Consider the following 12,436-nt stretch of genomic DNA (forward strand, 5'->3'; position numbering starts at 1 on the left):
CGATCCATGCCAGGGCGCTGTCTAAAATCGGGTTGCCCAGCGGCGAAGTCGTATGGGTCACTCCGGCGAATTTGTCTGTACCGGAGCGGGCGAACTTGCCGGAGAGTTCCCGGTGCTCTTCGGGGAGAATGTTGATGCAGAACCGTCCGCTGGCCCGGATGACGGGCCAGGTCGATGAGGACCGCGCCGGGTTGAATGCAACCAGCGCTGGCTCCAGCGACAACGAGGAGAACGACTGGCAGGTGAAGCCTACCGGTCCCTGTTCTGTGTTTGCTGTGATGATGGTCAGTCCCGTGCAGAAGTGCCCGAGTATCTCGCGCATGCGTTCGGGGGTAACTTCGAGGTGGTTTTCCATGGCGGTGTTCCTATCAGTGCTGGGTGTGAACAAGGTTCTGATTTGCTGCGTATGTAAAGCCGATTCGGGGCTCGACTTTCGTCATCGCCGCCGAAAGGTCGTGACCGACGAAGTTCGCCACTTCTGCGCTGATCTGTTTGAGGGCAGAAGTGTTGAGGCCGGTGCGGATGCCCATGTCTTCGAGGAAATTGGTGAGGTCTTCGGTGGACAGGTTGCCGCTGGCGCCAGGGGCGAAGGGGCATCCGCCCAGGCCGCCGATGGCGGCGTCAAAGTCGGTGACACCGAGCATTAGGGCTGCGAGTACGTTTGCCAGCGCGGTATCGCGGGTGTTGTGAAGGTGTAATCCGATCGAGTGGCCGGGGGCCTGGTCTCTGACGGCTTGAACGAGCGCGATGACACGGTCGGGGGTGGCTGTGCCGATGGTGTCTCCCAGGCAGATGCGATCGGCACCGGCCTTTACGAGAGCCTTGACGATGTCGGCGACCCGGCTTGCGGGAGTAGGGCCTTCGAACGGGCAGTCGAAGGCGATGGCGATGATGACCTCACAGATGCCTCCGGCTTCGTGGACCATCTTGATAATCTGCTCGCCTGCTTCGATGGATTCGGCCATGGTCTTGCCGGCGTTGGCCTTGGCATGGCTTTCGGAAGCTGAGATCACGTATTCAAGGTGGGTGATTCCGGCAGCGAGGGCGCGCTTGGCCCCGCCAACGCCTGCAACGAGGACGCAGAAGTCAACCTCAGGCCACCGGACCAGCTCCTTGGCGAGCTCGGGGGCGTCTGCAAGTGCCGGGACGGCTGTCGGTGAGACGAAACTCGTCGCTTCGATGCGCCTCACTCCCGCCGCGACAAGGCCATCGATCATGCGGATCTTTTGGTCCAGAGTGAGCTTGCGCTCCAGCTGTAGCCCGTCCCGGGGGCCGACTTCCCGGATATCCACCGCCCGGGGAAGGCTGTGTCCTATTGCGGAAGCCATGGATTCCAGCGTCCAGGGACCGTAACTTTGCTCGTCCATGTCTAGATGACCTCGCTGTCTGTGAGTTCTTTGAGTTCTTGGTCGTCCAGCCCGAGAAGCCCGCGGTAGACGTCGTTGTTGTCGAAACCGGGTTCCGGGCGGCCCGCCCAACGGACGGAGCCTTTTGCGCTGGAGAATTTGGGGACAACGCCAGGGCCCTTGATTTTGCGGCCGATGCGAAGGTCGTCGTGATCAACGAACATGTCCCTGTGGATAAGCTGCGGGTCCGTCATGACTTCGGCCACGGTGTTGACCGGGCCACAGACCACTCCGGCTTCACCGAGCACGCGCACAATGTCGGATGCGGTCTGGCTGGCAGCCCATCCTCCGACGATGTCATCGAGCTCATCCTGATGGCGTCCTCTGGCCACGTGGTCAACATATTTCTCATCCAGGGCCAGCTCGGGGCGGCCCATGACGCCGCAAAGCCGTGCGAAGACGGTGTCCTGGTTTGCGGCAATGATGACCGGCAGCCCGTCGCGGCTCACGTAGACGTTTGACGGTGCGATCCCGTCGAGCCGGGTACCGGAGGGTTTGCGCACTACTCCCGCCCCGTCGAAGTCCGGGATGGTCGATTCCATCAGGGCGAGGCAAGACTCGGTGAGGGCGACGTCGATGACGTCCCCTTCCCCGGCGGTGCGGGAACGGATCAGTGCTGCAAGAATGCCCTGGGCGGCGAACATGCCCGCGAAGGAGTCACCCAGAGACAGGGCGATTCGCGGCGGGAGCTGCCCAGGGTAGCCGTTGACGGCCCTGAAGCCGCTGATGCCCTCGGCGACCGAGGCGTATCCGGGCTTGAGCGCGTCGGGGCCATCCTGGCCGTACCCCGAAACTCTGGCGATCACCAGCCGCGGGTTCTCTTGGAGAAGGACGTCCGGGCCGATCCCCCATTTCTCCAGGGTCCCCGGGCGGAAGTTTTCGATGACCGCATCGCTTTGCGCCACCAGATCCTTGAAGATGCTGATTCCTCGCGGGGTGCGCAGGTTCAGGGTGACGCATTTCTTGTTCCGGGCGTGCACGGTCCAGAACAGCCGGTGCCCGTCGATTTCGCCCTGGCCCCAGGTCCGCAGTGGATCGGGCCGGTCTGAAGTCTCAATCTTGATGACTTCAGCGCCCATATCGGCCAGCAGCCTTCCTGCGAAGGGGCCGGCGACCAGGGATCCAAGTTCCAGAATCCGGATTCCCTCGAGCGGACCGCTCTGCGGTCGCGGCGCTTCTTCGCGCCGCATCGGCAGTGTTCCCATCTGATCTTCCTCCTGTACCCCAAAGGGTGATGTCCATCACGGACTCTCGTGATGGATCACAACGCTATGAGCAGGAGAGGGTGGCGTGACAGCCGCCAAACGCACCGTGGCAGCCACTTTCGGCAGAGATTCCAGCGTCCGGAATTCTTTGCGAAAAGCGGCTGTCCGGCTGCGCCAAGCGGCTAGTGTGATGCAGCTCTCAGTACGTACGGTCTTTTCAGAGCTTCATCGCAGGACGGTGGGTGTTCAGCTAAAAGGAAGGCAATGAAATGTCGACAACGACCTTGCTAGGGGAGAAGTTCTCCCTGTACATCGGTGGAAAGTTTGTCCCCGGATCGTCGGGAAAATCATTCACCACCTCCAGCCCCTACACCGGCGAGGAGTGGGCTGAGCTGGCGGAAGGCACAGTGGCAGACGTCGACTCGGCAGTCGCCAGCGCACGGGAGGCCCTCAGTGGTCCATGGGGGCAAATGACTGGCACGGCCCGAAGCGCACTGCTCCGCAGGCTCGGAGACGTTATAGCAGAGAACGCTGAGCGACTCGCCACACTCGAGGTCAATGATTCCGGAAAGCTCTATCACGAAATGATCGGGCAAACCCGGGCCTTGCCCCAGTGGTACTACTACTTCGCCGGTCTCGCCGACAAAATCGAGGGACGCCAGATCCCCACCGACAAGCCCAACTTCCTGGTCTACACGCGGCGCGAGCCCTTGGGCGTGATCGGTGCCATTACGCCGTGGAACTCGCCGTTGCTGTTGCTGACCTTCAAACTGGCCCCTGCCCTTGCGGCGGGCTGCACCTTCGTGGTCAAGCCCAGTGAACACTCCCCCGCCTCAACGGCCTTCCTGGCAGAACTCATCGACCAGGCCGGATTCCCTGCAGGAGTCTTCAATGTCGTCACTGGCGAGAGCCGCGAACTGGGCCAGGCTCTGGCATCACATCCCGGCGTCGACAAGATTGCCTTTACCGGGTCAACCGCCACCGGTGCCTTGGTGGCACAGGCAGCCGGGAAGAACATCAACAAAGTGACCCTCGAACTCGGTGGCAAGAGCCCCCAGGTGGTCTTTGAGGATGCCGACCTGGAAGCGGCAGCCAACGGCCTGCTCGCGGGCGTCTTCGCGGCCACAGGCCAGAGCTGCATGGCCGGATCCCGCCTCATCGTTCACGAGTCCATCCACGACAAACTCGTCGATCTCGTCGTGACCAAGGCCAACGACATTAAGCTCGGCGACCCCACAGCCGCTGGCACGCAGATGGGGCCGGTGGCGAACGGCCCGCAGTACCGGAAGGTTATGGACTACATCCAGAAAGCCCGGGACGAAGGGGGCGTCATCGCGTGCGGCGGATACACGCCCGAGGACCTTGGCGGATACTTTATCCGCCCGACCGTCATCACCGGCGTCGACAGGAATTCGACCGTGGTCCGGGAGGAAATCTTCGGACCGGTGCTCTCCGTGTACACCTTCAAGGACGAAGCTGAAGCCATCGAACTGGCAAACGACACCGAATACGGCCTCGCAGGGGCGGTCTGGACCACGGACGTTCACCGGGCGCACAGGGTCGCCGGCGCCATCAAAGCCGGGACCATTTGGATCAACGCCTACCGCATCGTGGCACCGCAGGTTCCTTTCGGTGGTTTCGGATCATCGGGCATCGGGCGGGAAAACGGCATTGACGCCATCAACGACTACACCGAAAACAAGTCCGTCTGGGTGGAGCTGACCGGCGGCACCCGTGATCCCTTCAAACTGGGCTGACCCCTCCGGGAGCCCGTAGTCATAGCAATTCCAGTCAAAGGTCAATGGAGTCCTTGATGAACCAGAACCTCAAGCTGCTCGATGCGTACCCTGTCCTGCACACCCGGGACAAGGATGCTGCCCGTGAAGCTGTCACAGGTGTTTACCTGCCGAACGTGATGAAAACGCGGGACGACAAGCGGCTGGATGTGACGCTGAACGCCTGGGGCGGGCATGACCTGACCGTCGGGTACCTCACTTACCAGTCAGAAACCCGGCTTACCATGCCCGCCCCCGAGGAGTTCTACCATTTGAACCTCACCCTTACAGGAGGCACTGAAGGGTTCAGGGCCGACGGGAAACGCGCCGAAACCTCCCCGGGGCGCACAGGGTTGCTCTTGCTACCCCACTTGGGGACAGACCTTGTGTGGTCCCAGGAAGCCGAACAGATTATTTTCCGGTTCTCACGGCCGATGCTGGAGAACTTTGCCGCGGACATGATGGGTCAACCAGTGGATAAACCAATCAACTTTGACTTCGGCTTCGACATCTCAACCGGCCGGGGAGCAAGCCTGCTCGCCTCGGCCCAGTTCATGGCAACGGAGCTTAACCGTCCCGGAGGCATCGCCGATAACCCGCTCGTCCTGGAGCAGCTCGAATCGTTCCTGATGAGCAACCTCCTCATGGCCGTGCCGAATAACTACAGCGAAGGGCTCCTGAAACCGCCCCCCACCGTGAACCTCGGCCGGCTCAAGCCCGTGATCGAGTTCATCGAGGCCAACGCCGACGAACCAATCACCCCCTCAGAACTGGCCAGGGTCGGATTGATGAGTATCCGCACCCTCCACGCATCCTTCCAGCAAACCCTTGGCACCGCGCCCATGGAATACCTGAGGCGGGTCCGAATGGAGCGGGTGCGGGCAGAACTGGTGGCCAACAGGGACCCTGACCTGAAGATCACCGACCTTGCCAACAAGTGGGGGTTCTACCATCCCAGCCGGTTCGCCGCGAGATACCGGCAAATGTACGGCGAACTCCCAAGCGAAACCCTCCAACGCCACGCCTAATCATCAACACCGCGGCCAAGGCTGCACCGAACCGAATTGAGAGTCATCATGGGCTACACCCTTGCCGAAAAAGTGTGGAACTCCCACATAGTGCGCCACGCGGACGGCAAACCGGACCTGCTGTACATCGATCTCCATCTCGTCAACGAGGTCACCAGCCCGCAGGCCTTCCAGGGCCTCGCACTGGCCGGGCGGAAAGTGCGCAGGCCTGATCTGACCATTGCGATGGAGGACCACAATGTGCCCACGATTGGGATCGACAAGCCGATCGCGGACCTGACATCGCGGCTTCAGGTTCAGACGCTTAGGGAGAATTGCGCCACGTACGGCATCAACTTGTTCAACATGGGCGGCACCGAACAGGGCATCGTCCATGTCGTCGGGCCCCAGCTGGGCCTCACCCAGCCAGGGATGACCATCGTATGCGGCGACTCCCACACCTCTACCCACGGCGCATTCGGTGCTCTCGCCTTCGGCATCGGAACGAGCGAAGCCGAGCACGTGCTCGCAACCCAAACTCTGCCGCTGCAGCCATTCAAGACAATGGCCGTCAACATCCAGGGCCGGCTATCTCCCGGCGTCACGTCCAAAGACGTCATCCTTGCCCTGATCGCACAGATCGGCACCGGTGGAGGCCAGGGGTACGTGCTGGAATACCGGGGCGATGCCATCAAGGACATGTCCATGGAGGCACGGATGACGATTTGCAACATGTCCGTGGAAGCAGGGGCACGCGCAGGACTGATCGCACCGGACACCACGACGCTCGACTACCTGAGGGGCAAACCGCACACCCCCGTTGGTGATGAGTGGAACGCGGCTTCGGAATACTGGCTCTCGCTTGCGAGCGACGCGGACGCCGTCTATGACGCCGAAGTCACGCTGAGCGCCGAATCGATCACACCCTTTGTCACCTGGGGAACGAACCCGGCGCAGGCCGTTCCGATTTCCGGCAGCGTTCCGGATCCGGATGACTATTCGGAAGAACGCGAAAGGTCCGCCGCAAAGAAATCCCTGGCTTACATGGGACTGGAACCGGGAACCGCGATGCGGGATATCCCGGTCGACATCGTCTTTCTTGGCTCTTGTACCAACGGCCGCATCGAAGACCTGCGCGCGGCCGCAGCGGTTCTTGCCGGACACCGCATCAAGGATGGCCTCCAGATGCTGGTGGTTCCCGGTTCCATGAAGGTCAAGGCTCAGGCGGAAGCAGAAGGCCTCGATCAGGTCTTCCTCGATGCGGGGGCGGAGTGGCGGTTCGCCGGTTGCTCCATGTGCCTGGGAATGAACCCGGACCAGGTGCCGGCCGGTAAGCGCTGCGCATCTACTTCGAATCGGAACTTCGAAGGCCGCCAGGGACGGGGCAGCATGACACACCTCGTCTCCCCCCCGGTAGCAGCGGCGACCGCCATCCGGGGCACCATCTCAACACCATCGGACCTGCGGAAAATCGGAACAGGAAAATAGCGTGCAAAAGTTCACCGTCCACACCGGCGTAGCCATGCCGTTGCAGCAGACCAACGTCGATACCGACCAGATCATCCCCTCTAAATTTCTGAAAAGAATCAGCCGGATCGGCTTCGCGGATGCCCTTTTCGCCGACCTTCGTGCGGACGACAATTTCCCGCTTGATAGTCCCCGCTTTGCGGGGGCTTCGATCCTGGTTGCCGGAGCTGACTTCGGAACCGGATCGTCCAGGGAACATGCTGTCTGGGCGCTCATGGACCACGGATTCAAAGTCGTCATTTCACCGAAATTCGCAGATATTTTCCGGGGAAACTGCGGCAAAGCAGGTCTGGTGGCCGCGAAACTGGACCAGGCAGACGTCGAGGAAATCTGGAGCGCAATCGACAGCATCCCCGGCCTCGAATTGACAGTCAACCTAGCGGATCAAAGCATCACCTGCGCCGACCGCAAGTACGCCTTCGATATCGACAACTACGTAAAGTGGCGCCTCCTGGAAGGACTCGATGACATCGACCTGACCGAACAGGCCAGCGCCGACATCGAATCCTTTGAGGCACGGAGACCAACCTTCCTGCCAACCGTGCGATAGCAGTGGAATGGGGATCAACCCGAGGGAAACGCCCTGCGCAGTTCCCCCGCAAACACCGATGGAAAGGCCTGTGTCAGTGAGCTTCGCTGCAAAAAAACTCGGGCACCAAGACCCCTACTGGTCCGCAGAACTTACGGTAGCTGCTGCTGTTTACGGCACCGCCGCGCACATGCAAATCATTCGCTATCTGCGGGCGAACGGGCCATCCACCCGTCGCGACATCGCTCGCCGCACCGGCCTCAGCCACGGCCTGGCCGCACAATGCCTGAACAAGCTCAAAAGCGCCGGAGTCGTCACAACGCCGCCGGAGGAGCAGGTAGCCGAAACATACCACCTTGAGACAGGGCGCGCTGAGGGCCTCTTCCGAGCCCTCGAAAGCTACCTCCACCTCGGGCAGAAGGACCAACCGGACGCAACAGGCTCCGCCGTCGTACTGCCACTCCATGACGGACTAAGGCGGCAAACCGGCTAGCGGCCGCGCTCTGCCGGCGCCAGCTGAGTCCGTCCCGCCTGAACCAAAAAGACTGCACAAAGCGGCTGCCGGACGGCACTGAAAGGATGGTGTGACCCAGCTCTCAATCAATATCGTCTAGGTATGAACCACGCCGAAAGGGCGAAGGTTCGCGACAGGAAATTCGAAAGCACGCAACGCTCGGTCCACTCCTTCCACGAGCAGTCCGAGGCAATCGAACTAGCCACTGTACCCGTTACCGCCTTAGCCGGCGGCTCAATGGACAAAGGGCGGCCAGATCTCAGAGTAGAGGCAAATGCCGGTGCCGGCACGGTGAGCCAGCACCACCCTCGTTGCACTGCAAGAACCGCTCTCCCTGTTCGACTCCGTTGGAGCCGGACGTGAGAACGGGATGGAACTAACAATGGCTACACAGACTACCTCGGTTTGAGGCGAACATACCGACCCAAACCCATCAATCAAGCTCGGATAGAAAGAACCAAACAAATGACAATGCCTGCCCACGAGTTGGACACCTTCGGCGTCGGAGACGTCGACATCGAATCAACCCCCATCATGAACGACCAGAAGATGAAACTGGGACTCTTCGCGTTCAACTGCAGCGGGGGCATGGTGATGAGCAACGCTCCCACCACGTTCCGAGTCACCTGGGACCAGCAGGTCAAAATTGCCCAGCTTGCTGACCGCATCGGCTTCGAAGCCATCGTCCCAGTCGCCCGCTGGCGGGGGTTCGGCGGTGACACCAACTTCAACGGTGTTTGTTTCGAGACCTTTACATGGGCTGCAGGACTTGCCCAGGCGACGGAAAGGATCCAAGTCTTTACCACCACTCACGTACCCACTGTCCACCCCATCGTTGCAGCGAAAGCGGCCACAACCATCGACCATATCTCGGGTGGCCGATACGGGATCAACGTCGTCATGGGCTGGTTCCCGCCGGAGATGGAGATGTTCGGCAACAAGCAGAAGGCCCATGACGATCGCTACAAGTTCGGTGCAGAGTGGTTGGACTTTGTAGAAGAGCTTTGGACAAAGCCGGGCCAATTTGATTTCAAGGGCGAGTTCTTCGACGCCAAGGGAGTCGAGGCCTATCCAAAGCCATTGACCGGGCCGCGCCCCGCGTTAATCAACGCCGGGAGCTCACCAGCCGGCCTGGAGTTCTCCGCCAAGTACGTAGATGTGAATCTCACCGCACTGGACAGCTTGGAAAGCATGCGCGAACACTCCACGAAAATCAAAACACGGGCGCGTGACGGATACGGCAGGAAGATCCAGGTAATGACCTACGCGCTCGTTGTGTGCAGGGACACGGAAGAAGAGGCCCAGGCAGCGCACAAACAGATAATCGAGGAAGGCGACTGGGCCGGCGCACGGAACGTAATGAGCGCCCTCGGCATGGAAAGCGAGTCGTTTGCCGCGCAGATCGAAAAATACCAAGAACGGTTTATTGCCGGCTGGGGCGGAATCAACATCGTCGGCACCCCGGAACAAGTCGTCGAACAGTTCCGTGAACTGTCCGAGGCCGGAATGGACGGGACAATCCTCGGGTTCTTGGACTACGAGAAGGAACTCGAACACTTCAATGAGAAAGTGATGCCCCTGCTCAAAGAGGCAGGCCTGCGCCACTGACATAAGTCTGATCCGGCAGGCCTCAATGAAGTTGGCCGCCAGGTCTGGCGGCTGGTGCAACGCCGTTGTCACACAGGTCGACCCGATGCCGATCGAAGGAAGTCCTCGCCGAATTCTGGGGCGGGGACTTCCTGTGTTTGGGCTCTTACATGGTCTGCTCACAACGACCCGGGGTCAGTAGCCTGCATATGGCACGGGAGTAGAATTGGACTGCCGACGTGATGGGATGTAAGAGGAGTTCTTCTTGGGGAGAAGGGGCTTTTCAGCTCTTCACCACCGCTTGGGTTGGATTTCATTCCATCCGGTCAGAGGTCAAGGGAGCCCTTGATGAAGCAGATCCTCAAGTTACTTGACGCACATCCTGTCCTGCACACCAGGGACATGGATGCCGCCCGTGAAGCCGTCACCGGCGTCTATCTGCCGAACGTGATGAAAACACCGGATGCCAAGCGACTGGACGTGACGCTGAACGCCTGGGGCGGGCATGACCTAACGGTCGGATACCTGACCTACCAGTCCGAAACCCGGCTTACCATGCCCGCCCCCCAGGATTTCTATCATCTAAACCTCACGCTGGCCGGTGCTACGGAAGGGTTCAGGGCGGACGGACAGCGCGTCGAAACCTCCCCGGGCCGAACAGGCTTGCTTCTGCTCCCCCATCTGGGAACGGACATTATCTGGTCCCAGGAGGCCGAGCAGATCATCCTCAGATTTTCGAGGCCTATGTTGGAAAACTTCGCCGCCGACCTGATTGGTCAACCAGTGGACGAGCCAATTGACTTTGACTTCGGCTTCGACATCTCAACAGGCAGAGGAGGAAGCCTACTCGCGTCGGCCCAGTTCATGGCAACGGAGCTGAACCGTCCCGGAGGCATCGCCGAGAACCCGCTCGTCCTGGAGCAGCTGGAGTCGTTCCTGATGAGCAACGTCCTGATGGCCGTGCCCAACAACTACAGCGAGGGCCTTCTGGCGCCACCGCCCACCGTGAGGCTGGGCAGGCTTAAGTCTGTGATCGACTTCATCGAAGCGAACGCCGACGAGCCGATCACCCCTTCAGAACTGGCCAGGGTCGGACTGATGAGCATCCGCACCCTCCACGCATCCTTCCAGCAAACCCTTGGCACCGCGCCCATGGAATACCTGAGGCGGGTCCGAATGGAGCGGGTGCGGGCAGAACTCGTGACCAATAGGGACACTGACCTGAAGATCACCGACCTCGCCAACAGGTGGGGTTTCTACCACCCCAGCCGCTTCGCGGCCAGATACCGGCAAATTTACGGCGAACTCCCCAGCGAAACCCTCCAACGCCACGCTTAACAAGTCTTGTATGCGCAGGCCGCTAGGGCGGCGGAGTGGCGGTATTCGCCCCCTCGGCCTTCCGCGAAATTCCTTGCCGTGACGCCTGAAATCCGGAAGGGCCGCCTGGCGTTGGAGGGGCGAGTTGCGCCGGGCGGAGAGCTCTCCGTCAGGCGTTCTGCACTTCACTTGGTAGCCGGTTTCGCCTCGTCGTGAATATATCCGGTATGCCTGTAGAACTGCCGCCACATCTGGCTGCCACCGCGGCCCTTGACTCACATACTACGGCCTCTGGAGAGTTGGTAAGGCGGTGTCGTTGCTAGCTTACCGCGGTGAGCACGACAGGGGATTGCGGGCTGGGTGGCGTCCTTATTCATCATCTGATTCAGAAGAAGCCCGAAGAGCTGGAGCATTCCCGAGACTCCAACAACAGCTTTGTGACTACAGAAGGTTTCCGCCGCCGTCATTGGCCCGATGAGGCAGCCTGAGTATGTCGTTGTGGGACTGCCGGTCGCGGGCCGGCTGCGGATTGTTGGCAGGTCCACACTGACAGCGAAGGACGCAGAAGTTATCGCCCGATTGAAGTCTCATCAGTGCATCGAATACCTCAAATTGAACATTGGTGGCCACAAACAATTAACCGGAGATGGGTAGTATAAACGGCTTTGACCTGCGGAAATTAGCGAAATCGCCCGATTCTTGACCCATGTAAATTTGCAAATCTTCGTGCCAGTGAATGATGACTTATGAGATGGGTCCACTTAGGCAGAATCTCCCCTAGTTGCCGAGCCCCAGACGTACGAGGCTCAAGCTGGCGTTCCACGATGTGCCTGTACTGAATCGGCCGGCTGGCGGCGGGAATGATCGATCTGTCCACGACCAGTTCGTCGCCTTCGGAGTCGACCATGGGTTCAGTTCCCGAGCCACCAACGTGCGCGCAGCTCTTGTCTCAGAGCAAATAGTCCTTGCCATCCGGCCATGGCTCTTCCCAGTCTCGGTTCTGCGGGTGGCTCGGTAGAGGATCGGTGACCATGGCACCGACTTCCAGCTCCTCCAGCACTGATCTAAGGAGTTGCTCGGCCTCCCCCTTTTTTGCGAAGGAGAATTCGCCGACGACATACTTTGCCATTGCGTCCCATTTCTTTCTTCGGATCATTTGCCGCTCCTGCTCGGCTCCCGGAACTGGTCGGTCTGTCGGAGCGAATCGGCAACCTTGGCGTACATCGCCTGGTACATCTCTACTGGGCGGCGAGCCGGTTGGTTGCTGAAGGGCGAATCAGGCACGACCGTCCGGAGAGCAGCAGCGAATGGTTCGGCCACCTCGGGGGGGCGGCTCGAACACGTGCCCGAAGGTCGCCACACGCCCGTTCGGGCGCAGCACCTCAGCCGCCTTCAGTGCACCGGCCACCGGGTCTATCCAGTGCCATGACTGCGCCGCGATTACCGTGTCGAACTTATTTCGGTGATCATGCGGTGTGTCTTGCCTGGGCCGTGCGGACTCGCAACCACACCGATGATTTTCAAACCAGGACGCCGATCCGGACATAGCTGCCCTTGAAGAACAGCAGC

The 12,436-nt window shown here is 60.5% G+C and carries 11 protein-coding genes; 7 read left to right on the top strand and 4 right to left on the bottom strand.

Annotated elements, in window-relative coordinates; translation table 11 throughout:
• The 3 genes from ASG92_RS29020 to ASG92_RS16605 form a co-directional block, all read right to left on the bottom strand.
• On the bottom strand, positions 1 to 355 hold a 355-nt coding region (locus ASG92_RS29020), incomplete at its 3' end, for a flavin reductase family protein (protein ID WP_162256332.1).
• 13 nt (positions 356 to 368) lie between these two features.
• Complete coding sequence (locus tag ASG92_RS16600; protein WP_056630628.1) at positions 369 to 1,328, bottom strand: hydroxymethylglutaryl-CoA lyase; 960 nt, start codon at positions 1,326 to 1,328, stop codon at positions 369 to 371.
• Positions 1,329 to 1,369: 41 nt separating this feature from the next.
• The gene (locus ASG92_RS16605; protein WP_240987168.1) at positions 1,370 to 2,611 is read right to left on the bottom strand and encodes a CoA transferase; all 1,242 of its coding nucleotides are present in this window, start codon (positions 2,609 to 2,611) and stop codon (positions 1,370 to 1,372) included.
• Between the two features lie 269 nt (positions 2,612 to 2,880).
• Here ASG92_RS16605 and ASG92_RS16610 point away from each other — a divergent pair, with 269 nt between their 5' ends.
• The 7 genes from ASG92_RS16610 to ASG92_RS16640 all read left to right on the top strand — a co-directional run bounded on the left by ASG92_RS16610 (position 2,881) and on the right by ASG92_RS16640 (position 10,888).
• On the top strand, positions 2,881 to 4,368 hold the full coding sequence (locus ASG92_RS16610) for an aldehyde dehydrogenase (RefSeq protein WP_056630550.1): 1,488 nt from the start codon (positions 2,881 to 2,883) through the stop codon (positions 4,366 to 4,368).
• A gap of 56 nt (positions 4,369 to 4,424) precedes the next feature.
• Positions 4,425 to 5,414 carry an AraC family transcriptional regulator gene (locus ASG92_RS16615; RefSeq protein WP_200951996.1) on the top strand — a complete coding sequence of 330 codons (990 nt, stop codon included), beginning with the start codon at positions 4,425 to 4,427 and terminating at the stop codon, positions 5,412 to 5,414.
• A 48-nt stretch (positions 5,415 to 5,462) separates the two neighbouring features.
• On the top strand, positions 5,463 to 6,881 hold the full coding sequence (leuC, locus tag ASG92_RS16620; protein ID WP_056630556.1) for a 3-isopropylmalate dehydratase large subunit: 1,419 nt from the start codon (positions 5,463 to 5,465) through the stop codon (positions 6,879 to 6,881).
• Position 6,882: 1 nt separating this feature from the next.
• Positions 6,883 to 7,470: a 3-isopropylmalate dehydratase small subunit gene (gene leuD / locus ASG92_RS16625; protein ID WP_056630559.1), complete on the top strand. Its 588-nt coding sequence runs from the start codon at positions 6,883 to 6,885 to the stop codon at positions 7,468 to 7,470.
• A 76-nt stretch (positions 7,471 to 7,546) separates the two neighbouring features.
• The gene (locus ASG92_RS16630) at positions 7,547 to 7,942 is read left to right on the top strand and encodes a winged helix-turn-helix transcriptional regulator (RefSeq protein ID WP_162256333.1); all 396 of its coding nucleotides are present in this window, start codon (positions 7,547 to 7,549) and stop codon (positions 7,940 to 7,942) included.
• A gap of 492 nt (positions 7,943 to 8,434) precedes the next feature.
• Positions 8,435 to 9,571, top strand: coding sequence for an LLM class flavin-dependent oxidoreductase (locus ASG92_RS16635; protein WP_240987169.1), 1,137 nt, complete (start codon positions 8,435 to 8,437; stop codon positions 9,569 to 9,571).
• A 327-nt stretch (positions 9,572 to 9,898) separates the two neighbouring features.
• Positions 9,899 to 10,888, top strand: a complete 990-nt coding sequence (locus ASG92_RS16640; RefSeq protein WP_056630568.1) for an AraC family transcriptional regulator — start codon at positions 9,899 to 9,901, stop codon at positions 10,886 to 10,888.
• A gap of 928 nt (positions 10,889 to 11,816) precedes the next feature.
• Here the strand turns inward: ASG92_RS16640 and ASG92_RS16645 are convergent.
• Positions 11,817 to 11,996, bottom strand: a complete 180-nt coding sequence (locus tag ASG92_RS16645) for a hypothetical protein (protein ID WP_157372262.1) — start codon at positions 11,994 to 11,996, stop codon at positions 11,817 to 11,819.
• Between the last annotated feature and the right edge of the window lie 440 nt (positions 11,997 to 12,436).

It is taken from the genome of Arthrobacter sp. Soil736, from assembly GCF_001428005.1.
In the GTDB taxonomy this organism is placed as follows: Bacteria; Actinomycetota; Actinomycetes; order Actinomycetales; family Micrococcaceae; genus Arthrobacter.